Here is a 25670-nt window from a genome sequence, read left to right as displayed (position 1 = left end):
GCTTGTCGGCCTGGGGATGGGGACGATACTGCCGTGAAAGTGTTGCCGGTTCTGGCGCTTCTACCCTTGCTGAACGTGTCCGTGCCAATCGTCCTGGCCCAGCCGATCGGGTCGCAATGCACGACGATTGCCGCTGATTCCGAGCGCCTGGCCTGCTTTGATGCTGCCTTTGCCGCGCCGGTCTCCGCCGCTGACAGTATCGTCTTCGAGTCCGAACAACTGGTGCCCGCCCGCCCCAGCGGCCGCCGCCCCGCTACAATCACTGTCGCCTGTGACGCAGGCAACCTGACGATCGCCTTCGCCTTTGCCGGCAATACCATGTCGGCTTTGGGCAATGACGCCGGCATCACCATGCAGTTCGACCTGCAGGCGGCGCGCAGCCGCACGTTGCCGGTGGACGCCGACAATACCGCCATCTTGCTCGACAACAGTCGCGATGCCTTGGCCTTCATCAACAGCACCGAAGGCGCCACCAACCTTACGGTGCGGGTTACGCCGGTCAGTTCCCGTTCGCTGACCGTGCGCTACCGGGTCGAGGAGTTCGTGGAACAGGTGGCGCCGGTGGTGGCGGCCTGCAGCTAAGGCCGCCAAGCGGCCCGCACGAGCATCACAAGTCCGCTATCCACATTTCTGCCGGGCGCTCGCCATGGTTAACCCATTGCTGCGCCTCAAAGCCCGTTTACCGAGCGCTAACCCTAATCAGACATCATTACGGACGTCGGCATTTTAGCGTCACTTTCGCCGATCAGTAGTTTTGTTGCGTAGCGTTGAGTAGCGTTTGATGGCTTCTTCCCACCGGCCGGTGCAATCGCGCCCGGTCAGAGCGGTTCGCCGACATCCCTTCACCAGGCTTCTGGTTGTCGGGATTTTTTGTGGCCTCGGCTATGTCGGGTTGACCAATGGCGCTTTTGGTCCCGGCAGCGATCTGGCCGAAGCCCTGCCGCCCGACGTTGACCTGGTCACGGCCAGCATTTCCTACGCAGGCGTCGACCCGGTGATCACCGGATCGGTCGATCACCTGTTCGAAACATCAAGCTTTACCGGGCCCAATCGAGCCGAAAAGACCGATCGCGTTCGTCCCCCGGTCGACGTGCTCGCCATTTCGCGCAGCTTCGCCGAAGTCCGCATCCAGCTGGCCGCTTTGCGCGGCACGCCGATCGACCCCGCAGAACTCGGTCAGTCGCGCCTCGCCGCCATCAATGCGCCGGCCACCGGCGACGACGAAATCGGCCCGCGCATGTCCGTGGCGGCGATCGATCCGGCAACGGCCTCGGCGCTCCAGGCCATTGCGGGCATCGCCCCGGCATCGGCCACGCCCATGCCCGCCATGGCTTCCGAGCAGTTGGCCTATGCCCGCGCCAATGCGCCAGTCATGGGCGGCTTTTCGGCCGGCACTGCAGTTGCGGTAAATGACAAGGAACTCTGGTGCCTGGCGACGGCCATTTATTTCGAAGCCCGCGGCGAAAGCTATCGCGGCCAGGTTGCCGTGGCGCAGGTCGTGCTCAATCGCGTCAAGGACTACCGCTATCCCGATACTATCTGCGGCGTGGTTTACCAGAACCAGAGCCGCCGCAATTCCTGCCAGTTCTCGTTCGCCTGCGACGGAATCCCGGAATCGATCAACGACGAGCGGGCATGGGCGCAGGCCCAGGACATCGCCAAGCGCTTCACCAATGGCGAGCTGTACCTGACCGAGGTCGCGAACGCGACGCACTACCACGCGACCTATGTGCGCCCAGCCTGGGCACCACGCATGACCAAGCTTACCCAGATCGGGCTTCATGTGTTCTATAAGTTCAGGAGCGGCTGGCTGTTCGGCTGATCAGCAGACGCGGAAGCCCTTGCCTGAAACACAGCTTGTGTCCCCGTGGCGGGACACCCCGACATTGCGGTCGTGGTAGTAGAAGAACGAGTCGCCATGGGCGGTGCCGAAGCTGAACCACTTGCCCCGGCTCCAGTAGGAAAAGCGATTGTAGATATCGCTGGGATCGGGCTCGACGCTGATCCCCGGATACTGCACGTGGTTGGAAAACATGGCGTCGGTCGAATAGGTGCCGGTCGCGGTGGTGGTGATGGTCACGTAGCTGACCTTGCCCGCCTCGACCTTCGTTACACGCGCAGTCGTGAGCGGGTCGGTGGCGACCCAATCCTCATAATCCACGACGTAGTCGCGGTCCTCGAACTTCACCAGGCTGGCAGCATCGATGCCGGTGGGCGCGAACTCGTCGGCCAAGGCCTCGAAAACCATGCCCGGACCGATAGCGGCGATGGCCGTAGCGCAGACAGCGCCAAGGCCCATGCCCAGCAACACGCGGCGATCTGGCAGATACATGGCTTTCCGTCCTGAAATGAAGCGATTGGGTATATCGCCTTAACACTTCAGAAACCATACGGCCCCTTCAAGGGCAAAGTTCATTCTTTGTTAGGGTTAATGTCCACAGCCGGCTAGACTTCTATGGCCTCGAAAGCGGCGATGAAGCGGTCATGCGCCTCGCGCGTCGGCCAGGGACGGATGAGCCGGTCGAAAGCGTCCACATCGAATGCCGGCATGTTCGGTTCGCCGAAGAACTTGCGGGCCTCGGCTTCATCGAAGCCGGCCAGGTGGATGGCTTCGAAAAAGGCGGCCTCGCGATCGGCTTTCTTGACCTGCTTGGCAAGAGCGGCGGGCATGGCGGCCGGCAGCGAGAAGCGCAGGTAAACCGCCGAGAGCAGGCGGTTTTCCACGTCCTTGTAATTGCCGCCCATCGCCGCCTTGAAGGGGGAGATGATGTCACCCATCACGTATTCGGGGGCGTCGTGCAGCAGCGCCTGCGCCTGGGAAACGGCGTCGCAATCGGGATTGTGGGCGCGAAACAGTTCGAGCACCAGGACCGAATGCTGGGCCACCGAGAAGGGATAGTCGCCATGGGTCTGCCCGTTCCAGCGGGCCACCCGGGCGAGGCCATGGGCAATGTCTGATAGTTCGACATCCATCGGCGAGGGGTCGAGAATATCGAGCCGGCGCCCGGACAACATGCGTTGCCAGGCGCGAGTGCTAGCGCGTGCCATGTTGCCCCAAAAGCTAAGACGGTCGCCGCGAACCGTAGCAGTCGGGCTCGATTCGGAGAACGCGCGGGCAGCTCTTACCTCTCCCTTTGGGGGAGAGGTCGGCGCGCAGCGCCGGGTGGGGGGCCTTTACTGGGTGGGGTGTTGGGGAAGGCCCCCTCACCCGACCTTCGGTCGACCTCTCCCCCAAGGGAGAGGTGCAGAGGCTCCTACTCTTCAGCCACAACGTCCCCAAACTGATACGTCGCCCAAACGGGGAGCTGTACCGTCACTGGCTTGCCATCCACTGTGACCGCAGCGGGGTCGGTGATCCGGTCGAGGCGGAGGATGGCGACAGCGTTGCCATCGACTACCTGGCCGATCACCCCGGCCTCGCGGCCCCCAGCGACAACGGCAGTACCCGCTGGCGCATCGATACCCGACACGATGACCGGGCGACGGCGCGCGGTGCCGCGATGCTTCATGCGGCTGACAACCTCCTGGCCGACATAGCAGCCTTTGGCAAAGTCGATGCCATCGAGGATGTCGAGGCCGATATCGTGGGCGAAGGCATCGCTGGTGGGAAAGTCATTGCCCTGGTGGGCGATGCCCGCGCCAATGCGCTCGGTGTGATAAAAGGCGTCGTCCTGGACCCAGTCGGCAGTGTGCTCGACAGGGGCGATGGTGCGCCAGCCCATATCGATCGGACCGAGCCGGTCCGTGTGGCGAAGCCCGGAGGGCTCGCTGTCCTGGGCGAAGCCGACACGGTGGGTTTCACGCAGGTCGTCAATCACCACCTGAGCGCGCAGTCGGTACATTTTCATGCGTTTGAAGAAGTCGTCGGCGACGGACTGGTGAACATCGACCCAGATCCCATCGTCGGCATGTCCCGCCAGACCCTCGGCCAAAATCTTGCCTTGCGGCGACAGCAGCGCCCAAGCGGCGGCAACTTCGCCAACGCCGCTGCCGCTGGCCGGTATCTCGCCGGTAATGACATCGTTGAGCAGCTTGTGTGCATCGGGACCGGAAAAGCGGAACACGGCGCGGTCGGCGCGCAGATAGATCGTCATGCTGACTTGCCTCTCGGACGGGGCGTCCGTTACACCGGCCCTGTGCAGGCAGGGTGGGATCAAGACATGGCGCAGTACGATACGATTTTCAAGAACGCGACCGTGGTGAACCAGGATGGCGAGGGGCTGGCCGATATCGCGGTCCGCGCGGGGCGCATCGTGGCGCTGGGCAGCGTCGGCGACGATGCCGCCGAGGTCGTCGACTGCAAGGGGTTGCACATCCTGCCCGGCGTCATCGACACCCAGGTGCATTTCCGCGAGCCGGGCCTGACCCACAAGGAAGACCTTGAATCGGGTTCGCTGTCGGCTGTGATGGGCGGCGTTACGGGCGTGTTCGAAATGCCCAATACCAACCCGCTGACCACCACGCGCGAAACGTTCGAGGCCAAGATCGCCGCTGGCACCAATCGCATGCATTGCGACTTCGCTTTTTACATCGGCGGCACCCACGAGAATGTCGGCCAGCTGGCCGAGCTGGAGCGGCTGCCGGGCTGCGCCGGCGTGAAGGTTTTCATGGGTTCGTCCACCGGCTCGCTCCTGGTGCAGGACGATGCGGGTGTGGAAGCCATCCTGCGCGCCATCTCCCGCCGCGCCGCCTTCCATTCCGAAGACGAATACATGCTCGAAGAGCGCAAGCATCTGCGCGTGCCGGGCGAACCGTCGAGCCACCCGGTCTGGCGCTCGCCCGAGGTGGCAATGAGCTGCACGACGCGTCTGGTCAACCTGGCCCGCAAGACCGGCAAGCGCATCCATGTGCTGCACATCTCGACTAGGGAAGAGATCGTCTATCTCGCCGACCACAAGGATGTGGCGAGCGTCGAGGTAACGCCCCACCACCTCACGCTCGACGAGACGGCCTATACCCGTCTCGGCACCTATGCGCAGATGAACCCGCCCGTGCGCGACAAGGCGCATCGCGAGGGCATCTGGAAGGGGGTCGAGAACGGCGTTGCCGATATCCTGGGCTCCGATCATGCGCCCCATACGCGCGAGGAAAAGGACCATGCCTATCCCGCCAGCCATTCCGGCATGACGGGCGTGCAGACGCTGGTTCCCATCATGCTGGACAATGTGAATGCGGGCAAACTGAGCCTACAGCGCTTTATCGACATGACCAGCCACGGCCCCAACCGCCTGTTCGGTATCGCCAACAAGGGCCGCATCGCGGTTGGCTACGACGCTGATTTTACCGTGGTGGACCTGAAGCGCCGCGAGACCATCACCAATGGCTGGGTGAAGTCACGGGTCGGCTGGACGCCCTATGACGGCGTGACTGTCACCGGCTGGCCGGTCGGCACCATCGTGCGCGGCAATACGGTAATGTGGCAGGGTGAACTGGTGACGCCGAGCGTGGGCCAGCCGATGCGGTTCCTTGAGGCGCTGTAGGCTTCTCGCCAGCGCTATACATGCCGGATTGGTCCGGCATATTGCGCCACGGCGCCGTCTGCCGTGAGCAGCTCGATGCCTGATGCGATCGCTTGCGCGATCAGCATGCGATCGAACGGGTCCTTGTGGATCGGTGGCAATTCGAACACCGCGATGGCATGCTCGCCGGTGATGGCCAGCTCGATATAGCCGTTGTCGATCAGGCCACGACGCAAGAGCCGGGGATCAACCTGGAAATCAGAACGATCGAGCGCGCGCTTGATAGTAATTTCCCAAATACTGGCCGCACTGAAGACCGGCTCGACATCCGATCGCTCCAATAGCTCCCGGGCTGCCCGCGGGAGCCGATCCGGCTCCGCCGCAGCCCAAAGCAGCAGGTGCGTGTCGAGAAGGACTTTCACGGATCGAGGCCAAACATGGCTTCGATCTCGGCCTGTCCCATTCTGTCGAAGTCATTGGGCACCGTGAAAGCGCCGCTCATGAAACCCAGGCGCTTGACTGCCGCCGGCTGGTCGATCGGGACTACTTTCACCAGCGGTTTCCCGGCCTTGGCAATGATGAAGGGTTCGCCCTTCACAGCCTGGTCGACCAGGCGCGACAGGTTGGTCTTGGCATCGTGGATATTGACCATGCGAACCATGCAAGCACCTTAGCTTAGTCAACAGAACTTAGTTCACTTGCCACTATGTTGCAAGACGCATAAGGCGGAACGGAGTGCTGTGTATGGACTGGCCGCTAGTCTCCCGCGACAAACGCCTGCCACTCGCCGTCCTTGCCGATATAGATGCGCCAGTAGTACCAGGCTTCGAGGTCCACCAGTTCCTGGAACTGCTCGGCCGTCAGGATACGGTAGGCGTCGAGCTTTTGCTTGGGTGTCAGCGCGGACAGGTCTTCAACGACGGCCAGGTAGGGCCAGACATAGCTTGGGTCGTCGCTGGCGCTGTCGAACACCGCATAAGGTGCATTGAGCAGTTCGAGCATGATGGCGAGGTTCTCGATGCCCTGCCCGTCGGCCGAATAGGTCTTGAGATAGTCCACCGCATCATCGGGGCCGCCATAGCTTACCGTGGGAGGATGCTGCTGTGCCTTGACGATCGGCCGCAGGGCTTCGATGTCGCCTGATAGTGCAGCGGCGATCAGTGCGTCACGCGTCTTGCGCACCGGCTCGGGCAAGGCCGATAGATCATTGCTGACGGTGTATTCGGGCCAGGCCGGTTCGTCCTGGGCCGTCACCGGCAGCGTCAATGACAGGGCAAGCGTGACGGCGGCAAGCAGACGCATGATGATCCTCCCAAGGCTGGAAGCGATCATGCCGATTGGGCAGCGTCTGGCAAGCTACTGCAGGATGCGTTCGAGATTGTATTCGCCCGAGCGGATACGGTCGGGGAGCAGGGCGATGAGATCGGCGGTCGCTTCGTCGCCATGCATCTTGACGAAGGTGGCAAGGGCCGCGAACAGCGAGGCATGCGCCAGGGCGGCACTCTGCACCCCATCATCCTCGGCGACATTCCATGCCTCGGCGAGATATTCGAGCGCCAGCTGGCGCTCGCCATTGTCGCGGTCGAAAACGCCATGCCCGGAGGCCGGCGCAAACATGGATTTGCTCGTGGTCATGGCATCGGGGTACCACGATGGCGCGGCGCAGGCCCGCAGGAAGTAACCCGAAGGTTAACGGCCGGTAGTCGATTGTATCGAGCAGAGACCGAGCCGGCTGTCTATTCGGCAAAACGCGTATGAATATCACGCGCCGTTTTTTCGGCCTCGGTCAGCAACCGTGTCATTGCCGCACGCGCAGCCGGCGTGCAGGCGCGATGGAACCGCGAATAGGCCGTGTAGCCGACATTGAACGCACCGGCGAGGCGTTGGCGCCGGTCCTCGTCGGGTTCGTCCAGCGCGATCAGCTCGGCCATTTGCGCCCGCCAGTCCTCGGGCGCCGGGCTGCACAAAGGCTGCAGGAAATAGAGGCTGCCCATGATTTCCGCCAGCCGCTCCATCTGCCGCTGGTAGGGCGGGTCGATAGCAAGGGCGGGCGAAATGCCGATAGTGAAAAGCACGGCGATGGCGATGAGGCGAAGTTTCAAAGTGGCGATCCGCAGCGGCATGCCCTTCTTTATCAGCTTTGGCCGAGGACTGCGAAGGCCCTCGCAAGCACGTCATCCAGGCGGCTGGTGGTGCGCAGGGCGGGGAGGGCGGCCGGGTCCATCCACTTGTGGTCGGCAACTTCGTCGGAGGGACGAATCTGCCCCGAGAAATCGCGGGTGACGAAGACTGCCAACAAGAAGGTGCCATCCCGCCCCAGCGGCTGTACGAGCACCGGACGGGGGTTGCGGATGGCGAGCCCAACCTCCTCGGCAATCTCTCGCGTGGCGCATTGTTCGATGGTTTCGCCAGGCTCGATCCGGCCGCCGGGCAGCGTCCACAGATGCTGGTAGGGGGCGTAGGCACGCTTGATCAGCAACACCTTGCCGTCTCGCACGATGGCGACGCTGGCGGCGTTCGGAGCTTCGTCGGTCACATCAGGCTCATTTGCGATTCGTGCTCATCCACCTTACCTGTTGATTGCTGATTCAGGAGTAACCCAGATGTGCGGACGCTACGCTTCCACGCTTCCGCCCGAGATGATGGTCGAGCTGTTCAAGCTGATCAAAGGGCTCGACATCATCCCGCGCTACAACATCGCGCCGACCCAACCCGTGGCAGCGATCTGGGAGGCGCATGGCCGGCGCGAGGCGCATTTTGCGCGCTGGGGCCTGGTGCCGGGATGGGTCAAGGACCCCCGTGATTTCCCGCTGCTGGTCAATGCGCGGGTGGAGACAATGGCCGAGAAGCCCGCATTTCGCGATGCGCTCAAGCATGGCCGCTGCATCATCCCGGCCAGCGGCTATTACGAGTGGCACACCAATCCCGACAAGACCAAGCAGCCCTATTACATCACCATGGAAGACGGACGGCCCATGGCCCTGGCCGGGCTCTATGCCAGCTGGATGGGCCCCAATGGCGAGGAGATCGACAGCGTCGCTACCATCACGGTGGCGGCCAATGCGCAATTGTCGGAAATCCACGACCGCATGCCGGCGATCCTGGAAGGGCAGGCCATCGACGACTGGCTCAACGTGCGCGAAGTCCGGGCCCATCAAGCCGGCCAGCTCGCACTGCCGCTGGCCGACGGCGCGCTGAAGTTCCACCCGGTCTCGACGCGGGTCAATTCCGCGCGGGACGACGATCCGGGGCTGATCGAGCCCGCTGAGATCGTGCGTCCGGAGCCGAAGCTGAAGAAGATGGCAGGCGGCGGGCAGATGAGTTTATTCTAGGGATATCCCTAGAACATCCCGAAATAACCCAGTGCGTCGCCCATCGCATCCTCTTCCCAGCCGAGGTGACTGAGCAGCACGCGTTCAAGGGCATGGTAGACTGTCTTGGCATCCTCGAACCGTGCCGGGCTGGGCTCGGCGGCAAGCGCGTTCAGGGCGTCTACAAGGCGTTCGAGCAATTCGTGTACAACGACATGCTCGGCAGTCAGCCGGTCGGCGATGGCCTTGAAGCCGGGGCTCTGCATGGCGAGCACGGGGAAGATATGCGCATCCTCGATGGAGTGGTGCGCATTGACGATCTGGCAGTGCTGCCCGCAGAGGTTGCCGAAGCGGCGATAGTTGGCGACCATGGCCAGATCGCTGGTTTCGGTGGCGATCTCCGTGCTGGTGACCGAGCCGGAATTGGCCCGCTCGATAAGCTTGCCGAGCGTCTTCATGTTGTCGCGCAGATGGTCATGCACCATCCGCAGGTGCTGGCCGGCGCCGCGCTGTTCCTCGGTCAGGCCTTCGAGCGGTGGGATGGGTGGACGCGTAGCGTCGTCCAGAAAACTGATATTGAGAAGCATTGGCCATAGATGGCCTCAAGCAGGGCCCGCCGCAAGACGGCACCGGAAAGTGACGCGGTGTCGTCGAGGTAACTGCTAGCGCGGCAACATCTTGCCGGGATTGAGGATGCCGTTTGGGTCCAGCGCGGACTTGATGGCCCGCATCATGTCCAGTGCCACCGGATCCTTGACCTGCTCGAGCAGGTCGATCTTGAGCTGGCCGATCCCGTGTTCGGCCGAAACCGACCCGCCCAGTCGCAGCACGATCTCGTAGATCGCTTCGTGCAGCTTTTCGTCGAATTCTGCCATGAATGCCTTGGGTTCGGCGCCCACTGGCTGGCTGAAATTGAAGTGGATGTTGCCGTCGCCCATGTGGCCGAAGGGCACCGGGCGAATGCCGGGAGCCAGTCGCTCGGCCGCGGCGATGCCTTCGGCAATCAGTTGCGGCACGGCGGCGATGGGCACCGAAACATCGTGCTTGATCGAGGCGCCTTCCTTGGACTGGACCTCGCTCATCTGCTCGCGGAAGGCCCACATGCGCGTGCGGTCGGCCAGCGACTCGGCAAAGACCGCGTTGTCGATCAGGCTGTCCGTGAAGGCGGCCTCGATGGCGGCCATCAGGGCACCCGGCGTCCCGCCTCGCATGCGGGAAACCTCGATCAGTGCATACCAGGGCGAAGTCCCGGCACTGGGGTCGCGATCGAGCATGCCCTGTCGCAGTTGCATGTCCAGCCCGATGCGCGGCACGATCTCGAAGGCGTTGAGCCGGCTGCCGATGCGCTCGCGCAGCAGCTGGAACAGGGTAAGGGCCGCCTCCGGCCCGGCAATGCTGACCAGCGCCGTTTCATGATCCTCGGGCTTGGGGAAGATCTTGAGCGTGGCGGCGGTGATGATGCCCAGCGTGCCCTCGGCCCCGACCAGCAGATCCTTGAGGTCGTAGCCGGTATTGTCCTTCTTGAGCGAATTGAGCCCCCGGTAGAGCCGGCCATCGGCCATCACGGCCTCGACGCCCATGGTGAGCTCGCGGGCATTGCCATAGGCGAGCACGTTGACCCCGCCGGCATTGGAGGACAGCAGTCCACCGACACGGGCCGAGCCCTGCGAGCCCAGCCAGAGCGGGAAGATGGTGTCCTCGGCTTCGGCGGCCTTGTGGGCATTTTCGAGAATGACGCCGGCTTCGGCCGTCATCGTGCCTGCCGCCACGTCGATGCTCCGGATGCGGTCCAGCCTGGCAAGGCTGACGATGACCTCGTCGCCGCGCAACGGCACCTGGGCACCCACCAGGCCCGTGTTGCCGCCTTGGGGGATGATGCCGACACGGTTTTCGGACGCCCAGCGGACGATCGCCTGCACCTGCTCCACCGAAGCGGGCAGGGTGACTGCCGACGCCGGCTGGTGGAAGCGCTTGCGCGGCTCGGTGAGATAGCCCGCCATTTGCCCGGCCTCGCCAATGACCCCATTGGCGCCGAGGAGCGCGGTGAGCTGGGCAATGATATCGGCGGCGGAAAGAGGCATGGCAAACCAGGCTTTGGCAGTGGGACGCCCGGCATGCCACAGCCGGCGGACGCCTACAATGGCCGGACCGGCGCAGACTGACAAGCGGCGGAGCCGGGTGGCTGCCGCGCAATCTCGGCTGTGGCGTGACCGAGGGAATCCACTATGGTGCGTTCAGGGGCGAAGCCGTGCTTGCCCCGCAGTCAAACTCTAGCCTTGTAGGACGCGGCCGGCGAGAGCGGCGCGGGATTAGCATGACAGCCCTGGTCTGGCCGGAAATCTACTTCATCCGGCATGGTGAAACGCCCTGGAACGCCGAGCGCCGCTATCAGGGGCGCAAGGACATACCGCTCAATGACAAGGGACGCGGCCAGGCCAGCCAGAACGGCAAGACACTGGCTGCCCTGTTCGCCGCGCGCGGGCTCGATCCGATGTCGTTCGAATGGCATGCAAGCCCGCTGGGCCGCACGCGCGAAACCATGGACCGGGTGCGCGCCGGCTTCGACCGGCACTTGCCCGAAGTGAAGTATGACGTGCGCCTGATGGAGATTTCGTTCGGCGTGCTCGAGGGAGAGCTGTTCGAGCAGCTGCCGGCCAACATGGCCATTGCGCCGGGCGATCGCACCGAGGACTACTGGGACTTTCGACCCGAAAATGGCGAGAATTACCGCGACGTCGAAGCTCGCCTCAGCGAGTTCTCGACGGTGCTCAAGGGGCCATCGGTGGTCGTGGCCCATGGCGGCATCGCGCGCACCTTGCGCGTGCTGATCGAGCATGCGCCGATCGTGGAAGTCATCAACTGGGCGCCGCCCCAGGACGCGGTCATGCATTTCACGCCGGGCCGGATGGAACTGCTGCGGGCAGGCGCTGATTGACCTGACGCGCCCCGCTGCCTAGAAAGCGGCCAACACGGGGCTGCGCCATGTCTTTCAATACGTTCGGACATCTCTTCCGCTTCACGACCTGGGGCGAGAGCCATGGGCCGGCGCTCGGCGTGGTCGTGGACGGCTGCCCGCCGGGCCTGACCCTGACGTCCGAAATGATCCAGCGCGACCTGGACCGCCGCAAACCCGGGCAGAGCAAGTATACGACCCAGCGCCGCGAGGCCGATGAGGTCAAGATTCTGTCCGGCGTGTTCGAGGACGAGCGCACCGACGGCCCGCGCACGACGGGTACGCCGATTTCGCTGCTGATCGAGAATACCGACCAGCGTTCCAAGGACTATGCCGATATTCGCGACAAATACCGGCCGGGGCACGCCGACTACACCTATGACCAGAAATACGGCATCCGCGACTATCGCGGCGGGGGCCGCACCTCGGCGCGCGAGACAGCCGCGCGTGTCGCGGCGGGCGCCGTGGCCCGACAGGTGCTCGATGGCGTGACGGTCCGCGCCAGCCTCGTGCAGGTTGGGCCGCACAAGATCGATTACGGCAATTTCGACTGGAGCCAGGTCGACCAGAACCCATTCTTCTGCGCCGATGCCAAGGCGGCCGAACTCTGGGCCGACTATCTCGACGGTATCCGCAAGGAGGGCAACTCGGTCGGCGCGGTTATCGAGGTCGTCGCCGAGGGCGTACCGGCGGGGTGGGGCGCCCCGATTTACGGCAAGCTGAGTGCGGACCTGGCCTCGGCCATGATGAGCATCAATGCCGTCAAGGGCGTCGAGATCGGCGCTGGTTTCGAGGCGGCGAGCCTCACCGGCGTCGAGAATGCCGACCAGATGCGGGCCGGCCCGGACAGGCCGTATTTCCTCGACAACCATGCTGGCGGCATACTCGGCGGCATCTCCAATGGCGATCCCATTGTCTGCCGCTTCGCCGTCAAGCCGACATCGTCCATCATCACCCCGCGCCAGACGGTGACGACCAGGAACGAGGATACCGACATCATCACCAAGGGCCGCCACGACCCTTGCGTCGGCATCCGCGCCGTGCCGGTGGGCGAGGCGATGATGGCGCTCGTGCTGGCCGATCATGCCCTGCGCCATCGCGGCCAGACCGGACGCGAAGGCGCGGTAGGATTCGAGCGGAACTGAGCCTTTTCTTACCTCGCCCCTCCGGGGAGAGGTCGGCGCGCAGCGCCGGGTGAGGGGTCTTTACTGGGTGAGGTGCTTGCGGGGCCACCCCTCACCCGCCCCTTCGGGTCGACCTCTCCCCAGAGGGGCGAGGTAAGAGGCTCAGCGCCCAAACACCAGGACCGTCTCCACATTCCCATCGCCGCCGGCAATGGGCGACGTCACCGAGGTGCGGTGCGTGAAGCCCTGCTCAGCCATGAAGGCGATCACCTCGGCGCGGGCGGCTTCGATGGCGGTTTGGTCGGTCACAATGCCACCCTTGCCGACATTCTGCCGGCCGACTTCGAATTGCGGCTTGAACAGCACCACCGCCTGGGCTGATGGCGTGCAGAGCGCCAGCGGCGCGGCGAGTACCTTGGTGACCGACACGAAGCTGATATCGGAAACCAGGAGATCGATGGGCTCAGGGATCATCTCGCGGTCCAGCTCCCGGGCATTGACGCCTTCCATGCTGACCACCCGGTCGCTCCCCCTGAGTCGCTCGTGCAACTGGTCGTGGCCCACATCAACGGCATAGATGCGCCGGGCGCCGCGCTCCATCAGCACCTGGGTGAAGCCGCCGGTCGAGGCGCCGACATCAAGGCAGGTCAGGCCGCTGGGATCGATCCCGCCTGCCTCAAGACCAGCTACGAGCTTGAGCGCGGCGCGTGACACGTAGTTCGCTGCCGGATCGCTCAATGCGAGTTTGTCATCATGCCCGACCATCCTGTTAGGCTTGTCGGCGGTGACCCCATTGATGGTCACGGTGCCACGCAGGATGGCGTCACGGGCGCGAGCCCTGGACGGCACGAGCCCACGTTGTTCCAGCGCCAGGTCGAGCCGGATGCGCTCGCTCATCCCTCGACCAGGCGCTTGACCTTTGCCACCGCAGTATCGGTGGCTTCTTCATAGGCCACCGTACCCTCGAAGGCGCCGTCGGCTCCGATCAGGAAGGTCAGCGCGGTGTGGTCGACCAGGTAATAGGGATCGTCCGCGGCGAAGCCATCGGCCCGCTCGCCTACCACGCCGAAGGCCCTCTTGACGGCTTCGGTCTGGGCCTCGTCACCGACAAGACCGATGATGGATGGATCGAAGCCTTCGACATAGCCTTTGACGGTGTCCAGCGTATCGCGAGCCGGATCGACAGTGACGAAGATGATGCGGAGCTGCTCGGGCGTGAGCCCGAGCTGCGCGCGCCAGGCCGTAGTCTCGGCCAGGGTGGTCGGGCATACATCGGGGCAGAAGGTGTAGCCGAAGAAGATGAGGCTTGGCGTACCCTTGAGACTATCCTGCGTGAAGGTGCCGCCCTGGGTCGAAGCCAGCTCGAACGATTGCCCGGTAACGCCGAGCGGCCGTGCCGGCGGGCGAAAAATTAACAGCGCCGTCGCGCCAATCGCGACGATGGCGACGAGCGCCCAGAGCACGATGCGGAAATTGCGGAGGGATCTTGGAGTGGTCATGCCGGCCTTCGTGCCACGACCTTGTGGTTCGACAAGCTCACCATGAGGTCTACTTAAGGCTCGGTATTCCCGAAGACCTCATCCTGAGCCTGTCGAAGGAGGAGGTCGGGCGCACTTACGCGTCCAGCGGCTCTGTGCCGGTGGCGCGACCATCGCGCGACAGGGTAATCTTCTCGATGCGGGCTTCTGCCGCGCGCAGCAGTGTTTCGCAATGAGCCTTGAGCGCCTCGCCGCGCTCGTAAATGGCAATGGATTCCGCCAAGGGCGCGCGACCTGATTCGAGCTTGCCGACGATTTCCTCGAGTTGGGACAGCGCGGCTTCGAAGCTCAATGTCTTGACGTCGTCATTGTCGGCCATGGGCTAATCCTAGTCTTCCAGGCGCCCGGTGGCGCCATCCATCAGCATGGCCACGTGATGCGAAACACCGCCGGCCAGGCCCTTGAGGTCATAGCCACCTTCGAGGAGGGACACAATGCGATTGCCGCAGCTGCGCTCGGCGGCATCCATCAACTTTCCCGTGACCCAGCCAAAGTCCCCGGATTGCCAGTTGAGCTGCGCCAGCGGATCGCGTTCATGCGCGTCGAAGCCGGCTGAAATCAGCAGGAGATCAGGCGAGAAATCGAGCAGCGCCGGGATGATGCGGCTGACGTAGGCGTCGCGCATGCTCTCGCCATCGCTATTGGGATCGAGCGGCACATTGGCGATGTTGCCGACCCCGGTTTCGCTGGCCTTGCCGGTGCCCGGATAGAGCGGCATCTGGTGACTCGATGCGTAGAAGACGCTCGGATCGGCCTTGAAGATATCCTGCGTGCCGTTGCCGTGATGCACATCGAAATCGACGATGGCGATGCGCTCGGCCCCGTATTTGCGCTGCGCTTCGCGGGCGACAATGGCGACCGTGTTGATGAGACAAAAGCCCATCGGCGTAGCGATTTCGGCGTGATGCCCGGGCGGCCGGATGGCGCAGAAAGCGTTGTCGACTTCACCCAGCAGCACCGCATCGAGAGCGGCGAGCGCCCCGCCCAGGCCGGTGGCGGCGGCTGACAGCGAGTCGGCGGAAATGAAAGTGTCGGCGTCGAGCTGACCGATGCCTTCGGCCGGTCGCCCCTGGCGCAGATGCGCCAGATACCTGGAATCGTGCACCAATTCGGCCAGCATCAGGTCGCCCGTAGGCGCGTTGCGACGAACCAATTTATCGAACCGCGGGCGGCTCAGTGCATCTTCCACCGCCCGGATGCGATCGGCGCGCTCGGGGTGGCCCTGCGGCGTGACATGATCGGCAAAATTCGGCTGGCTGACGAGCAGCGTGGTCACGGGCGGTCACGGCTCCAGATGATTGCTCACTTCGTCTTGACGCGCGGGAGCCGTGTTGTCAAACAACCGCCACCAGGATGAGCGAACCCTCAATGTCATATGAACCGAAATCGGTGGCGGCAGCCGCGGCATTGCTGCGCGAGGGCAAGCTCTGCGCCTTTCCTACCGAGACGGTCTATGGTTTGGGCGCCGATGCGACCGATGCCGATGCGGTGCTGTCGATCTATGAAACCAAGGGGCGGCCGCGCTTCAACCCGCTGATCATCCATTGCGCCGACCTGGCCATGGCCGAAACGCTGGCGGAATTCTCCCCTCTGGCGCGGCGCGTGGCCGCGCTGTGGCCGGGCTCGCTGACGCTGGTGCTGCCGGCCCGACCGGACAATGGGCTGGCCGATGTGGCGACCGCCGGGCTTGATACTGTGGCGATCCGTATCCCCGATCACAAGTTGGCATTGGAGCTGATCGCGGCGGTGGGCCACCCCCTGGCAGCGCCTTCGGCGAACCCTTCGGGGCGGCTGTCGCCAACCACGGCAGAGCAGGTGCGGCGCGGCTTCGGCGGCAAGGTGCCGGTGCTCGATGGCGGACCGTGCCGGGCGGGCGTGGAATCGATGATCATCCGCGTCGAAGGCGAGCGACTGGTGCAGTTGCGGGCCGGAGCGGTGGCGCGCGAGGAGATCGAGCGGAAGCTGGGCGTGGTGGTTGCGGTCGCCGCCAAGGATGCGGCGGTGGCTGCGCCGGGCATGCTGGCGAGCCATTATGCCCCTAACGCATTGATGCGGCTCAATGCCGAGCCGCAAGCCGGCGAGGCTTTCCTGGCGTTTGGGAACGCGCCGGAATTTGCCGGACCGATGCGCAATTTGTCAGCGGCGGGCGACCTGCATGAGGCGGCGCGCAACCTGTTTTCGATGCTGCATGAGCTCGATGCTGCTGGGGCTGAGGTGATCGCGGTGGCGCCGATCCCGGAGGCCGGGCTGGGCGAGGCGATCAATGACCGGCTGGTGAGGGCGGCGGCGCCGCGGGGGTAGGCAAGCGGGTGCCATACACACCGCACGTCACCCTCGGGCTTGACCCGAGGGCTCTCCACTTGCTGAGCGTAGGTAAGTACAGCGCCCTCGGGTCAAGCCCGAGGGTGACGGTCAGTGTTTGGGGTGCCATTCGGGCATAGCCTTATGGCCTTCTTCGCTCAGACCGCGCGGCTGGGCGATCTGCCCTGCGGGACACTCAGAAGTCCCTGACCTTGTACGGCTTCTGATCGCGCATGAACCGCGCCAGCGCTTCGAGGTCCGGGTCGCCGCCGGGTGGCAGGACCACGCGCAGGTTCACATACAAGTCACCGTCGCCGTAAAGGCCCTTGCCCTTGAGGCGGAGGGCCTTGCCGGTGTCGACGCCGGGCGGCAGGTTGAGTTCGACCGAACCATCGAGCGTGGGCACGCGCACCTTGGCGCCGAGCACGGCCTCGTAGAGGGTCAGCGAAACATCGGTCCGCAGGTCCGCGCCATCGCGGCGGAATTGCTTGGACTTCTCGAACCGCACCGTGACGAGGGCATCGCCAGGCTCCCCAAGTCCAGGCGAACCCTGGCCCTTGAGACGGATCTGCTGGCCTTCCTCGACCTTGGCCGGGATCTTGACCGACAGCACCTTGCCCGAAGGCATGCGCACATCAATCGGCTTAGCCTGATGGGCATCCTCGAGCGAAACGGTGGCGTTGACCACGATGTCCTCGCCCTTGAGGCTGCGAGGGCCGCCGCCTGTGGCCGTACCGGCAAAGGGGTCCCATTGCGGACCACCGGCGGGGCCGCGACCGCCGCCCATGCCGCCACGAGGCTGCCCGCCAAAGCCACTCATGAATTCCTTGAGGATGTCCTCTGCCGAAAAGCCACCCGCTGCGCCTGGTCGGGCGCCGCGTGTCCCGCCAAAGCCGCCGGGATTGAAGCCGGCGAATTTGGGGTTGCCGTCCGCGTCGATTTCGCCGCGGTCGAACTGCCCGCGCTTTTCGGCGTCCGTGAGCAGATCATAGGCGTTGGTCGCCTCGGCAAACTTGCCGTGCGCCGTTGGATCATCCGGATTCTGGTCGGGGTGATACTTCTTGGCCAGCTTGCGATAGGCGGACTTGATGTCCTTCTCGCTGGCCGATCGTGGCACCCCAAGCACGGTATAGGGATCGCGCATTTGGTCCATTCAATGAGTCGGGCGTTGCTTCGCCCACAGTTGGAGTCCTATATGGCGACGGCTCCCCGCCTTGTCCAGTTTCCCGCGACGAAGGGATGATATCCAAATGCTGCAGACCCTCACCGAGCGCCTGTTCGAGGACAGCGACCGTACCGATCTCGATCCATTCGCCGTGTTCGAGGAGTGGTTCGCCCTCGCTAGGGAAGCCGAGCCCAACGATCCGCATGCAATGGCCCTGGCGACGGTGGATGGCGATGGCTTGCCCGATGTCCGCATGGTGCTGCTCAACGCACGGGACGATCGTGGGTTCTGTTTTTTCACCAATTTCGAGAGCGACAAGGGCCGGCAGCTGCATGCCCATCCCAAGGCGGCAATGGTGATGCACTGGAAATCGCTGCGGCGGCAGGTGCGCATGCGCGGCCCGGTGGAGGTTGTGACGCCCGAGGAAGCCGACGCCTACTTTGCCAGCCGGCCCAAAGGCAGTCAGATCGCGTCTTCGGCATCCGATCAATCCCGCGTCCTCGACAGCAAGACGACTCTGCTCGACCGCGTCAGCCGGCTTGCGAGCAGCGTCGACGACGGTCCGGTGCCGCGACCGCCGCACTGGTCGGGCTTCCGGATCGTGCCGACAAGCATCGAATTCTGGAAGGATGGCGAATTCCGCCTGCATGACCGGGTGCGGTTCGAGCGGGCGGGCGACGGCTGGGTGAGCAACAGGCTCTATCCATAACAGGTACCTCTTCCGAACCTCCCCTGATATGCCGGGAGCAGATCGAGGGTGGGGCGAAAATCCAACCAGACTCACCGCACGTCACCCTCGGGCTTGACCCGAGGGCTCTGTACTGACCGGACGCTCAGCAAGTGAAGAGCCCTCGGGTCAAGCCCGAGGGTGACGATCGTGGTTGCGGTGGGTCCCCGCCTTCCAAATCTCCTCTACCTCGCCTAAAACCAATGCGGTTTGGGGATTTTTGGTCATGGTGCAGGAGCAGCCGGTGCCGGTGGTTTTCACCGGGACGCGCAGGGAACTGGGCGGCATGCTGCTGCGCGGCTATGCGCTGCTCGTTCCCACGATCGGGCTCTACCGCTTCTGGCTGACGACGTGGAAGCGGCGCTTCTACTGGGCCAACACCGAGATCGGCGGCGATCCGCTCGAATATACCGGCAGTGCCTTCCAGCTGCTGCTCGGTTTCCTCATGGCGCTGGCCGTGTTCATTCCCCTCTATGGGCTGTTTTTCTATTTGTCGACGCAATCGTCGGAGGCGGCGGTCGCCGGCTATGGCTTTGTCGGCATCTTGCTTTGGTTCCTGATGGGCTATGCCAGCTATCGGGCGCGCGATTTCCGGCTGTCGCGGACCCTGTGGCGCGGGATTCGCTGCGACCAGGGCGGCAGTGCCTGGGGCTATGCGCTCAGGCGCTTCTTTTGGTCGCTGCTGGTCATGGTCACGGCGGGCCTTGCCTACCCGTTCATGGCAGCCAGTCTCTGGAGCTACAGGTATCGCCACAGCTGGTATGGCGACCGCCAGTTTGCATTTGTCGGCAACTGGAAGCAGCTGGCGCGGCCATTTTACCTCGCCTATGTCGGCGTCGCGGTCGTTGGGGGTGTTGGGCTGGGCATGGGAACGGCCATGGGTGGCCTTCCCACCGGTGGTACGCCGACCGTCGAAGGTGTCCTGGTTTTGCTGGCGGCGGCCGCCCTTATCGGGGTGCTGTGGCTCTACTACCGATCGCGCGAGTTGACCCGCATGTTTTCAGCCGTGCGGCTGGGCACTGCGGCGCTGACCGTAACTATCCGGACGAGGAGCCTGCTGGGCCAATATCTGTTGTTCGGCCTGGCGCTGACGGCCAGCTATCTGGTGCTGGCGATTGGGGGCATTATCGTCCTGGGCGCGGCCGCCAGCGACGCCTTTGCCGGCGGCGAGTTCGATCCACAGATCTTCATGCAGTCCCTGCAGGGCAGCATGACGGTGCTGTTGGCCATCGTGTTCGGCTACCTGCTGCTGCTGGGCGCCTTCAGCCTGATGGTGGAATTGTTTCTCGGCCTGGGCTTCTGGAAAATGGTCGCAAATGGCGCCGCGATCACCGGTATAGACAGCTTGCGGAGCGTGCGGGCGCGGGGCGAGGACACGTCCCTGGCCGGCGAAGGTCTGGCCGATGCGCTCAACGTGGGAGCCTATTGATGGCGATTGCCGGGCGCTTCCATGATGGCCTCGTGGCCGATGTGCACAAAGTGGGGCTCGAATACGAGCATGCCGGCTCGGCGGGCACGCTGGTGATCCGCGCCGAGGATCGCAGCGAGCTGGCGCGCTGGCCGGCCGCCGATCTTTACGCTGTGCCCAGCCGCAAGGATGAGTTGCGGCTCGGTGCCAATGGCCAGCGCACCGGCGCGCGCGTGGCGGTGCGGGGCCGCGAAGACGTGGCGCGCGTGCTGGCGACGCTTCCCGTGCTCACCGAAAAGCGCCGGCAGCAGACCGGCCGGGAAGTGCGCCTTGCCGTGACCGCCACCCTGGCGCTGGCCGCGGTGATCGGCGCCTATCTCTACGGCGTGCCGCTGCTGGCAGGCCGCATCGTGGGTCTTGTACCCCCAGCCTGGGAGCGCAGCCTGGGCGAGACGGTGGCGACGCAGATGGAATCCAGCCTCAACGAGAGCGGCGGGTTTGAGGTCTGCGACCCTGATCCCGATAGCGTCGCGAACCACGCCATCGCGCGCTTCGGCGCCGCGGCGCTGGAGGGGACCGGCTCGCCATTCGCGATCGACATCAAGGTCGTCAAGTCCGACATCCCCAACGCCTTCGCGCTGCCGGGTGGCCAGGTGTTCTTCTTTTCAGCGTTGCTGGAGCAGGCTGAGACGCAGGATGAATTCGCCGGCGTGCTGGCGCATGAAGTCGGCCACGTCGCGCATCGGCATGGCATGGAGCAGTTGATTTCGACCGCCGGTACTGGCGCGTTGATCGGTTTCATCCTGGGCGACATGACAGGCATTTCGGTGGCGGCAGGCCTAGGGTCGATGATCATCGATGCGCGCTTTTCGCGCGATGCCGAACGACAGGCCGATGCCTTCGCGGCCCACACCGCCGAGCGCATGGACTTCAACCCGGCGGGCCTCGCCGACCTGATCAACCGCGTCGGCGCCGATGACGAGTTCGCCCGGGCGCTTGCGCTCCTCAGCACCCACCCGCTCACCGACGACCGCAAGGCGGCGCTGGAAATCCTGAGCCAGCAGCGGCCGACCGGGCTGGAACCGCCTTTCACCGCCGCAGAATGGACTGCCATCCGATCGATGTGCGAGCAGCCCGGGGCGCTGCCTCAGGCAAAGACCAACGCAAATGACCGGACCGGGAAATCTTCAAATTAACTCAACACCTTGCTTATATCGTGCAGTCGGTGAATTGACGGCGGTACGGTGCGCATACTGATCCGGACATCGCGATGGGCCACCTGGGCGCGCCGACTTGGCAGCGTCGCGGTCCCGCTCGTCATTACCTCGGTGGGTCTGCATTGGCTGCGGCTCATCACCAGCGACCTTTTCGTGGTCGTCGCATTGGTGGCCGGCGCAGTGGCATTGCTTGCCGTGCTGGCCGCGCTGATCGCGCTGGCGCGCCTGTGGCAAACGGGAGACCAGGGGTGGGGCAGGGCTCTGGCCGGTCTCTCACTGGGCGCCCTCAGCCTCTTCCCCTTTGCCTGGTATGGCAACCTGCTGCTGCGCTACCCCGCCGTAACCGACATCGCCACGACCGATCGCGGGCTGATGCCGCTGATCTTCGAGCCGGGCACCCAGGCCATGCCACCGCCCAAAATGCTGTCGGCATTGGAGATGGCGGCGACGTTTCCCAACGTCGAAACGCGCAATTACCCGTTGGGCCTGGTGCCTACCTTCGGCCTGATCCGGGCTATGGTGGACGATCGCGGTTGGGATGTAAAACTGGTAAGGGAGCCCGCGCCCGAGGCGGAATTCGGGCAGCTCAACGCGCAGATCGTGACCATTCCTGGCTGGCGCGAAGAGGCCGTGATCCGGGTGACGGGCAACCTGACCACCTCGGTGGTCGACATGCGCTCGGCCTCGCTCAATGCGCAGCATGATTTTGGATCCAATGGCACGCGCATCGAGGAATTTCTGACCGCACTCGACGAGGCGGTGACCACCTTGCTGCGCGACAATCCCAACGCCAACCAGCCCATCGAAGCAGAGCCGGAAGCAGCGCCGGTGGCGACCGGGGATGAGGCGGATACCGAATAGGGCATAGACGCGCGTCCGCCGAAGCGGCGGGGGAAGAGCCGCTACGGCGACAGACGCATCCCGAACAGTCCGCGCGAGACGTGGATTTCCCCCAGACCTTCCAGATTTTCGACATGCGCTGTGATCGTCATCCGCGCCGCCATGCGGACGGACAGCGACTGGGCGGGATAAATGGCGGCCACGACGGCTGCCACGGTGCGGGCGCCGGCGCGGACAGCCTCCACGACCTGCGCGTTGCGCATTTGGCGATGCGCGCGCAGCGCCGTCGCATAGGCTGGACCCTCGGCAATGGGGCCGCCATGCGCAGGGAGGTATTGCCGGCAGGGCAGGGCGATGACCTTGTCCAGCGAGGCCAGATACTCGGCCATTGAACCATCCGGGACCGATACCAACGTCGAGTTCCAACCCATTACATGGTCGCCACTGAGCAGGATATTGCCGCTGCTGAAGGCGAGGTGGTTGGCACAGTGCCCGGGTGTCGCATGGACGGTCAGCGCGAGGTCACCGGCCAGTATGATTTCGCCGTCGGTCAGTGTGCGGTCCGGCACCAGGTCCCAGTCGCATGACCCGCGGATCGGGTTGCGTTCGAATCGGCGCAGCGGCCGCGACAGCCGATGCGGCCCGCCGAACCACAGGGGCGCGCCCAGGTCTCGCGCCAGCCGGCCGGCCGATGCGCTGTGGTCGCGGTGGGTATGCGTGAGGATGATGGCGTCGACCTCGCGCCCGCCGATCGCATCCATCAATGCGGCCAGGTGCCTCACATCGTCGGGACCCGGGTCGAGCACGGCAAGTCGCTCGCGGCCAAGCAGAAAGCTGTTGGTGCCGGTAAAGGTATAGGCGCTGGCATTGGGGGCGGTGACCCGGGTGATCCCATCGGCGACGACGATGGCCCGGCCGGCCTGGGGATCGAACTCCCGATCGAAGGACAAAGCGGGGGCAGGTGACGCCATTGCACTCACTTTACCGAGAGATTAAACAGTCATCACTTGAACGACAGTGCGGCCCGGGACGGGGCGCCGGTTCAGCTTAAGCATGGAAGGTATGAAATGGCCGTGACTTTGACCACGCCCAATACGCTGCTCGGTGTATTCCAGCCCAAGGGCGATGCCGCCCGTCTCGCCTCGAATCTTGTGACGGTCGTGCTTGGGACGCTGCTCATCACCATCTGCGCCAAGATCAACGTTCCGGTCTGGCCGGTGCCGGTGACGCTCCAGGGCTTTGCCATCGCAGCGCTGGCCGCCGCCTTTGGCCTGCGCATCGGCGTTGCCACCGTCGCCCTCTACCTCATCGAAGGCGCGGCTGGCCTGCCCGTCTTTGCCGGTGCCACCGCTGGCATCCCCTACCTGATGGGCCCGACCGGCGGCTTCCTCATCGGCTTCCTGCTGATGGCCGCCATCATCGGCTACGCAGCCGATCGTGGCGCCTCGGGCAAGCCGCTCGCCCTGTTCGCCGCCATGCTCGCCGGCGACGCCGTGCTTTTCGTGCTCGGCTTTGCCTGGCTGCTGTTCATGGCCGGCCAGGCGCAGTGGATCGACCAGACCAATGTCGTCGCTTCGGCCTTCGCCAAGGCCGTGCAGCCCTTCATCGTCTGGGACATCCTCAAGATGGCCCTGGCGGCGCTGACCGTGACTGGCGCCTGGAACCTGCTGTCCAGGCGCTAAGCCCGCGGCATGATTTCTCGGGAGGCCGGCCTGGTGCCGGCCTCTTGTTTGCTGGGATATTGCTCATTGAGCAGAACGTCACCTTGCGGAAAGCCGGCGCATGATGAGCTCGAGCGAGCGGGCGAAGCACTCTCGATCGCTCGCCGCGAGCTCGTTGATCGCCGTCTCCACCGCCTGCGTGGGATCCTGCTCGAGCATGCTGCGGCCGCGCTCGGTCAATTCGAGCAGTTCGGCGCGCCCCCTTGGCTGCTCCGCGGCCTTGGCCAGCAAGCCCTTCTGCACCAGCGTTCGCACCGTGCGGCTGACCGGCCCATTGGCCAGGCCCTGGAAGCGCGCCAGCTCGCTGGCGGTGCACTGGGCGCGGGGCGCGCGCGAGAAATAACGAAGCGCCGCCCATTGCGCCGGAAACAGGTCCGCCGCATAGCCGCGCGAATGCAACATGCGTGCCGTAAGCTCGAGCAGTTCGGCGAGCGACGATGTCGATTGGGACCGCAAAGCCAACTCCGCAGGCGCGCGGCGGTCTCGGCGCTCAGGCGTCAAGAGCCGACCGTGGTCACTCTTCCCCTCCCATATCGACCCAATCATACCACGAACAACGCCGCGCCACAGCCATCGTTAAAAGGTCGCTTTGCCCGGCGAGCAAATTGCGATCTCTTGGTGGTGCCTGGTTCGGATGGATCATGAAAAAGCCCGGCCTCGCGAGAGGCCGGGCTTGATTGGTCGGAGTAGAGTGATTCGAACACTCGACCCCCTGCTCCCGAAGCAGGTGCGCTACCAGGCTGCGCTATACTCCGTCAGAAAGCGACACGGGATTTGTGCGGTGGGGCAGCCATTTCGGGCTGCCACCGGCTGTCGCGATGGGCCGGGTTATAGCTGCGCTTGCCCTGCCGTTCAAGCGCCTAACACAGGCTTTTTATGGTGGCGTCGCCGTGTTGCGAAGCCCTGCCAAACCGTGTAGGAACCGCGCCACGTTGGGGTGTCGCCAAGTGGTAAGGCATCGGTTTTTGGTACCGACATTCCTAGGTTCGAATCCTAGCACCCCAGCCAATTCCCCCTCGAATGGCACCCTTGTTTCAGGCGCTGCCGGCAGTATTGTCTGAGCAGCAGGTTAGCTGAATCGGGGAGTTCCGCGTGCCACGCCCTGGCGCCAGGATGAGCTCCATGACTGTGAGCGCATCATGAACGCTATCGACCTTCACAACCAGATTGCCGTCGTCACCGGCGGCGCGCAGGGGATCGGCTTTGCCATCGCCCAGCGGCTGATCGCCTCGGGGGCGCGCGTGAGCCTGTGGGACATGAATGCCGAAGTGCTGGCATTGGCCGTCGCCAACCTCGGACCGGAGGCCTCCAGCAAGCTGGTCGACATCACCGACCTGGCCGGCCTCGAGCGTGTCCACGCCGAGGTCGAGGCCGAGCTTGGTCCCGTTTCCATCCTGGTCAATTCGGCCGGCATAGCTGGGCAGAATGCGACGCTTGAGGACTATGACCCCGAAGAATGGCGGCGCGTCGTCGAGATCAATCTCAACGGCACCTTCTATGTCAACAAGGTGGTGATCCCCTCGATGAAGGCGCGCAACTATGGGCGCATCGTCAACATCTCCTCGGTGGCCGGCAAGGAGGGGAACCCGAACCTCTCGGCCTATTCCGCGGCCAAGGCGGGCGTCATCGGGCTGACCAAGTCGCTGGGCAAGGAACTGGCCAAGCACGACATCGCCGTCAACGCCATCACGCCGGCAACCGCCAAGACGCGCATTCTCGATACGCTGACCAAGGAATTCATCGACTACATGCTGGTGCGTATCCCCCGCGGGCGCTTTCTCGAGGTCGACGAGGCGGCAGCCATGGTCGCCTGGCTGGTCAGCAAGGAAAACAGCTTCACCACCGCGAGCGTGTTCGACCTCTCGGGCGGGCGCACCACCTATTGAACCATGAGGCTTCCAGCCGA

31 protein-coding genes and 2 tRNA genes are annotated in these 25670 nt (G+C 64.4%); 14 read left to right on the top strand and 19 right to left on the bottom strand.

Going from position 1 to position 25670, the window contains the following annotated elements; genetic code table 11:
- The first annotated feature begins 33 nt into the window (after nt 1-33).
- Nucleotides 34-582: a hypothetical protein gene (locus tag JI749_RS15750; RefSeq protein WP_201656077.1), complete on the top strand. Its 549-nt coding sequence runs from the start codon at nt 34-36 to the stop codon at nt 580-582.
- Between the two features lie 199 nt (nt 583-781).
- Complete coding sequence (locus JI749_RS15745; RefSeq protein ID WP_201656074.1) at nt 782-1822, top strand: cell wall hydrolase; 1041 nt, start codon at nt 782-784, stop codon at nt 1820-1822.
- Here JI749_RS15745 and JI749_RS15740 read toward each other — a convergent pair whose 3' ends face one another.
- The 3 genes from JI749_RS15740 to ygfZ form a co-directional block, all read right to left on the bottom strand.
- The gene (locus JI749_RS15740; RefSeq protein ID WP_201656070.1) at nt 1823-2332 is read right to left on the bottom strand and encodes a hypothetical protein; all 510 of its coding nucleotides are present in this window, start codon (nt 2330-2332) and stop codon (nt 1823-1825) included.
- A gap of 113 nt (nt 2333-2445) precedes the next feature.
- Nucleotides 2446-3048 (bottom strand): HD domain-containing protein, encoded by a 603-nt coding sequence (locus JI749_RS15735; RefSeq protein ID WP_201656067.1) that lies wholly within the window; start codon nt 3046-3048, stop codon nt 2446-2448.
- A gap of 206 nt (nt 3049-3254) precedes the next feature.
- The gene (gene ygfZ / locus JI749_RS15730; RefSeq protein WP_201656064.1) at nt 3255-4094 is read right to left on the bottom strand and encodes a CAF17-like 4Fe-4S cluster assembly/insertion protein YgfZ; all 840 of its coding nucleotides are present in this window, start codon (nt 4092-4094) and stop codon (nt 3255-3257) included.
- A gap of 66 nt (nt 4095-4160) precedes the next feature.
- Here ygfZ and JI749_RS15725 point away from each other — a divergent pair, with 66 nt between their 5' ends.
- Nucleotides 4161-5480 carry a dihydroorotase gene (locus JI749_RS15725; protein WP_201656061.1) on the top strand — a complete coding sequence of 440 codons (1320 nt, stop codon included), beginning with the start codon at nt 4161-4163 and terminating at the stop codon, nt 5478-5480.
- Nucleotides 5481-5494: 14 nt separating this feature from the next.
- On the opposite strand, the gene JI749_RS15720 is transcribed toward JI749_RS15725, so the two are convergent.
- The 6 genes from JI749_RS15720 to JI749_RS15695 all read right to left on the bottom strand — a co-directional run bounded on the left by JI749_RS15720 (nt 5495) and on the right by JI749_RS15695 (nt 7995).
- Entirely contained in the window at nt 5495-5881 is a 387-nt protein-coding gene (locus JI749_RS15720; protein ID WP_201656058.1) for a type II toxin-antitoxin system VapC family toxin, read from the bottom strand.
- Nucleotides 5878-6120 (bottom strand): type II toxin-antitoxin system Phd/YefM family antitoxin, encoded by a 243-nt coding sequence (locus tag JI749_RS15715; RefSeq protein WP_201656055.1) that lies wholly within the window; start codon nt 6118-6120, stop codon nt 5878-5880. The genes JI749_RS15720 and JI749_RS15715 overlap by 4 nt, the downstream gene beginning before the upstream one ends.
- A 95-nt stretch (nt 6121-6215) precedes the next feature.
- The gene (locus tag JI749_RS15710; protein WP_201656052.1) at nt 6216-6761 is read right to left on the bottom strand and encodes a hypothetical protein; all 546 of its coding nucleotides are present in this window, start codon (nt 6759-6761) and stop codon (nt 6216-6218) included.
- 54 nt (nt 6762-6815) lie between these two features.
- The gene (locus tag JI749_RS15705) at nt 6816-7076 is read right to left on the bottom strand and encodes a hypothetical protein (RefSeq protein WP_201656049.1); all 261 of its coding nucleotides are present in this window, start codon (nt 7074-7076) and stop codon (nt 6816-6818) included.
- Nucleotides 7077-7195: 119 nt separating this feature from the next.
- Complete coding sequence (locus tag JI749_RS15700) at nt 7196-7561, bottom strand: TIGR02301 family protein (protein ID WP_201656047.1); 366 nt, start codon at nt 7559-7561, stop codon at nt 7196-7198.
- A gap of 32 nt (nt 7562-7593) precedes the next feature.
- A complete protein-coding gene (locus JI749_RS15695) occupies nt 7594-7995 on the bottom strand; it encodes an NUDIX hydrolase (RefSeq protein WP_201656044.1) in 402 nt (133 codons plus the stop codon).
- Between the two features lie 67 nt (nt 7996-8062).
- On the opposite strand from JI749_RS15695, the gene JI749_RS15690 reads away from it, so the two are divergent.
- Nucleotides 8063-8791, top strand: coding sequence for an SOS response-associated peptidase (locus JI749_RS15690; RefSeq protein ID WP_201656041.1), 729 nt, complete (start codon nt 8063-8065; stop codon nt 8789-8791).
- 8 nt (nt 8792-8799) lie between these two features.
- Here the strand turns inward: JI749_RS15690 and JI749_RS15685 are convergent, their stop codons facing one another.
- Nucleotides 8800-9357 (bottom strand): hemerythrin domain-containing protein, encoded by a 558-nt coding sequence (locus tag JI749_RS15685; RefSeq protein WP_201656038.1) that lies wholly within the window; start codon nt 9355-9357, stop codon nt 8800-8802.
- A gap of 75 nt (nt 9358-9432) precedes the next feature.
- A complete protein-coding gene (locus JI749_RS15680; RefSeq protein ID WP_201656035.1) occupies nt 9433-10851 on the bottom strand; it encodes an FAD-binding oxidoreductase in 1419 nt (472 codons plus the stop codon).
- A 233-nt stretch (nt 10852-11084) separates the two neighbouring features.
- Here JI749_RS15680 and JI749_RS15675 point away from each other — a divergent pair, with 233 nt between their 5' ends.
- Both JI749_RS15675 and aroC read left to right on the top strand, forming a co-directional pair.
- The gene (locus JI749_RS15675; protein ID WP_201656032.1) at nt 11085-11705 is read left to right on the top strand and encodes a histidine phosphatase family protein; all 621 of its coding nucleotides are present in this window, start codon (nt 11085-11087) and stop codon (nt 11703-11705) included.
- Between the two features lie 47 nt (nt 11706-11752).
- Nucleotides 11753-12868 (top strand): chorismate synthase, encoded by a 1116-nt coding sequence (gene aroC / locus JI749_RS15670; RefSeq protein ID WP_201656029.1) that lies wholly within the window; start codon nt 11753-11755, stop codon nt 12866-12868.
- Between the two features lie 141 nt (nt 12869-13009).
- Here the strand turns inward: aroC and JI749_RS15665 are convergent, their stop codons facing one another.
- The 4 genes from JI749_RS15665 to JI749_RS15650 form a co-directional block, all read right to left on the bottom strand.
- Nucleotides 13010-13744 carry a TlyA family RNA methyltransferase gene (locus tag JI749_RS15665; protein WP_201656026.1) on the bottom strand — a complete coding sequence of 245 codons (735 nt, stop codon included), beginning with the start codon at nt 13742-13744 and terminating at the stop codon, nt 13010-13012.
- Nucleotides 13741-14346 carry an SCO family protein gene (locus JI749_RS15660; RefSeq protein WP_201656023.1) on the bottom strand — a complete coding sequence of 202 codons (606 nt, stop codon included), beginning with the start codon at nt 14344-14346 and terminating at the stop codon, nt 13741-13743. Before JI749_RS15660 ends, JI749_RS15665 begins: the two co-directional genes overlap by 4 nt.
- Nucleotides 14347-14461: 115 nt before the next feature.
- Complete coding sequence (locus JI749_RS15655; RefSeq protein WP_201656020.1) at nt 14462-14704, bottom strand: exodeoxyribonuclease VII small subunit; 243 nt, start codon at nt 14702-14704, stop codon at nt 14462-14464.
- 9 nt (nt 14705-14713) lie between these two features.
- Nucleotides 14714-15661 carry a histone deacetylase family protein gene (locus JI749_RS15650; protein WP_201656017.1) on the bottom strand — a complete coding sequence of 316 codons (948 nt, stop codon included), beginning with the start codon at nt 15659-15661 and terminating at the stop codon, nt 14714-14716.
- Nucleotides 15662-15753: 92 nt separating this feature from the next.
- Between JI749_RS15650 and JI749_RS15645 the strand changes: the two genes are divergently transcribed.
- The gene (locus tag JI749_RS15645; RefSeq protein WP_233280786.1) at nt 15754-16686 is read left to right on the top strand and encodes an L-threonylcarbamoyladenylate synthase; all 933 of its coding nucleotides are present in this window, start codon (nt 15754-15756) and stop codon (nt 16684-16686) included.
- A 196-nt stretch (nt 16687-16882) separates the two neighbouring features.
- Here the strand turns inward: JI749_RS15645 and JI749_RS15640 are convergent, their stop codons facing one another.
- Entirely contained in the window at nt 16883-17830 is a 948-nt protein-coding gene (locus JI749_RS15640) for a DnaJ C-terminal domain-containing protein (RefSeq protein ID WP_201656009.1), read from the bottom strand.
- A 106-nt stretch (nt 17831-17936) separates the two neighbouring features.
- Between JI749_RS15640 and pdxH the strand changes: the two genes are divergently transcribed.
- The 4 genes from pdxH to JI749_RS15620 all read left to right on the top strand — a co-directional run bounded on the left by pdxH (nt 17937) and on the right by JI749_RS15620 (nt 22064).
- Nucleotides 17937-18560, top strand: a complete 624-nt coding sequence (pdxH, locus tag JI749_RS15635; protein WP_201656006.1) for a pyridoxamine 5'-phosphate oxidase — start codon at nt 17937-17939, stop codon at nt 18558-18560.
- Nucleotides 18561-18804: 244 nt separating this feature from the next.
- A complete protein-coding gene (locus JI749_RS15630) occupies nt 18805-20007 on the top strand; it encodes a DUF898 family protein (RefSeq protein ID WP_201656003.1) in 1203 nt (400 codons plus the stop codon).
- Nucleotides 20007-21182: a M48 family metallopeptidase gene (locus JI749_RS15625; RefSeq protein ID WP_201656000.1), complete on the top strand. Its 1176-nt coding sequence runs from the start codon at nt 20007-20009 to the stop codon at nt 21180-21182. The genes JI749_RS15630 and JI749_RS15625 overlap by 1 nt, the downstream gene beginning before the upstream one ends.
- A gap of 48 nt (nt 21183-21230) precedes the next feature.
- A complete protein-coding gene (locus JI749_RS15620) occupies nt 21231-22064 on the top strand; it encodes a DUF1499 domain-containing protein (RefSeq protein WP_201655997.1) in 834 nt (277 codons plus the stop codon).
- A gap of 41 nt (nt 22065-22105) precedes the next feature.
- Here JI749_RS15620 and JI749_RS15615 read toward each other — a convergent pair whose 3' ends face one another.
- Nucleotides 22106-23014, bottom strand: coding sequence for an MBL fold metallo-hydrolase (locus JI749_RS15615; RefSeq protein ID WP_201655994.1), 909 nt, complete (start codon nt 23012-23014; stop codon nt 22106-22108).
- 96 nt (nt 23015-23110) lie between these two features.
- Between JI749_RS15615 and JI749_RS15610 the strand changes: the two genes are divergently transcribed.
- On the top strand, nt 23111-23725 hold the full coding sequence (locus JI749_RS15610; RefSeq protein WP_201655991.1) for a biotin transporter BioY: 615 nt from the start codon (nt 23111-23113) through the stop codon (nt 23723-23725).
- A 78-nt stretch (nt 23726-23803) separates the two neighbouring features.
- Here JI749_RS15610 and JI749_RS15605 read toward each other — a convergent pair whose 3' ends face one another.
- Together JI749_RS15605 and JI749_RS15600 are read right to left on the bottom strand one after the other, a co-directional pair.
- Entirely contained in the window at nt 23804-24220 is a 417-nt protein-coding gene (locus JI749_RS15605; protein WP_201655988.1) for a MarR family winged helix-turn-helix transcriptional regulator, read from the bottom strand.
- 222 nt (nt 24221-24442) lie between these two features.
- A tRNA-Pro gene (locus JI749_RS15600) sits at nt 24443-24519 on the bottom strand.
- Nucleotides 24520-24697: 178 nt separating this feature from the next.
- Between JI749_RS15600 and JI749_RS15595 the strand changes: the two genes are divergently transcribed.
- Both JI749_RS15595 and JI749_RS15590 read left to right on the top strand, forming a co-directional pair.
- Nucleotides 24698-24772: transfer RNA gene (locus JI749_RS15595), tRNA-Gln, on the top strand.
- Nucleotides 24773-24903: 131 nt separating this feature from the next.
- Nucleotides 24904-25650 (top strand): SDR family NAD(P)-dependent oxidoreductase, encoded by a 747-nt coding sequence (locus JI749_RS15590; RefSeq protein ID WP_201655985.1) that lies wholly within the window; start codon nt 24904-24906, stop codon nt 25648-25650.
- Nucleotides 25651-25670 lie beyond the last annotated feature (20 nt).

This window comes from Devosia oryziradicis (assembly GCF_016698645.1).
In the GTDB taxonomy this organism is placed as follows: domain Bacteria; phylum Pseudomonadota; class Alphaproteobacteria; order Rhizobiales; family Devosiaceae; genus Devosia; species Devosia oryziradicis.
This window is presented reverse-complemented; position numbering and strand designations above follow the sequence as displayed.

Excerpts from the sequence above, each read along its gene's own strand:
- JI749_RS15745 (WP_201656074.1), top strand. The coding sequence starts at position 782 with ATGGCTTCTTCCCACCGGCCGGTGCAATCGCGCCCGGTCAGAGCGGTT.
- JI749_RS15740 (WP_201656070.1), bottom strand. The coding sequence starts at position 2,332 with ATGTATCTGCCAGATCGCCGCGTGTTGCTGGGCATGGGCCTTGGCGCT.
- JI749_RS15735 (WP_201656067.1), bottom strand. The coding sequence starts at position 3,048 with ATGGCACGCGCTAGCACTCGCGCCTGGCAACGCATGTTGTCCGGGCGC.
- ygfZ (WP_201656064.1), bottom strand. The coding sequence starts at position 4,094 with ATGACGATCTATCTGCGCGCCGACCGCGCCGTGTTCCGCTTTTCCGGT.
- JI749_RS15725 (WP_201656061.1), top strand. The coding sequence starts at position 4,161 with ATGGCGCAGTACGATACGATTTTCAAGAACGCGACCGTGGTGAACCAG.
- JI749_RS15715 (WP_201656055.1), bottom strand. The coding sequence starts at position 6,120 with ATGGTTCGCATGGTCAATATCCACGATGCCAAGACCAACCTGTCGCGC.
- JI749_RS15710 (WP_201656052.1), bottom strand. The coding sequence starts at position 6,761 with ATGCGTCTGCTTGCCGCCGTCACGCTTGCCCTGTCATTGACGCTGCCG.
- JI749_RS15705 (WP_201656049.1), bottom strand. The coding sequence starts at position 7,076 with ATGTTTGCGCCGGCCTCCGGGCATGGCGTTTTCGACCGCGACAATGGC.
- JI749_RS15690 (WP_201656041.1), top strand. The coding sequence starts at position 8,063 with ATGTGCGGACGCTACGCTTCCACGCTTCCGCCCGAGATGATGGTCGAG.
- JI749_RS15685 (WP_201656038.1), bottom strand. The coding sequence starts at position 9,357 with ATGCTTCTCAATATCAGTTTTCTGGACGACGCTACGCGTCCACCCATC.
- JI749_RS15680 (WP_201656035.1), bottom strand. The coding sequence starts at position 10,851 with ATGCCTCTTTCCGCCGCCGATATCATTGCCCAGCTCACCGCGCTCCTC.
- JI749_RS15675 (WP_201656032.1), top strand. The coding sequence starts at position 11,085 with ATGACAGCCCTGGTCTGGCCGGAAATCTACTTCATCCGGCATGGTGAA.
- aroC (WP_201656029.1), top strand. The coding sequence starts at position 11,753 with ATGTCTTTCAATACGTTCGGACATCTCTTCCGCTTCACGACCTGGGGC.
- JI749_RS15665 (WP_201656026.1), bottom strand. The coding sequence starts at position 13,744 with ATGAGCGAGCGCATCCGGCTCGACCTGGCGCTGGAACAACGTGGGCTC.
- JI749_RS15660 (WP_201656023.1), bottom strand. The coding sequence starts at position 14,346 with ATGACCACTCCAAGATCCCTCCGCAATTTCCGCATCGTGCTCTGGGCG.
- JI749_RS15655 (WP_201656020.1), bottom strand. The coding sequence starts at position 14,704 with ATGGCCGACAATGACGACGTCAAGACATTGAGCTTCGAAGCCGCGCTG.
- JI749_RS15645 (WP_233280786.1), top strand. The coding sequence starts at position 15,754 with ATGTCATATGAACCGAAATCGGTGGCGGCAGCCGCGGCATTGCTGCGC.
- JI749_RS15640 (WP_201656009.1), bottom strand. The coding sequence starts at position 17,830 with ATGCGCGATCCCTATACCGTGCTTGGGGTGCCACGATCGGCCAGCGAG.
- pdxH (WP_201656006.1), top strand. The coding sequence starts at position 17,937 with ATGCTGCAGACCCTCACCGAGCGCCTGTTCGAGGACAGCGACCGTACC.
- JI749_RS15630 (WP_201656003.1), top strand. The coding sequence starts at position 18,805 with ATGGTGCAGGAGCAGCCGGTGCCGGTGGTTTTCACCGGGACGCGCAGG.
- JI749_RS15625 (WP_201656000.1), top strand. The coding sequence starts at position 20,007 with ATGGCGATTGCCGGGCGCTTCCATGATGGCCTCGTGGCCGATGTGCAC.
- JI749_RS15615 (WP_201655994.1), bottom strand. The coding sequence starts at position 23,014 with ATGGCGTCACCTGCCCCCGCTTTGTCCTTCGATCGGGAGTTCGATCCC.
- JI749_RS15610 (WP_201655991.1), top strand. The coding sequence starts at position 23,111 with ATGGCCGTGACTTTGACCACGCCCAATACGCTGCTCGGTGTATTCCAG.
- JI749_RS15590 (WP_201655985.1), top strand. The coding sequence starts at position 24,904 with ATGAACGCTATCGACCTTCACAACCAGATTGCCGTCGTCACCGGCGGC.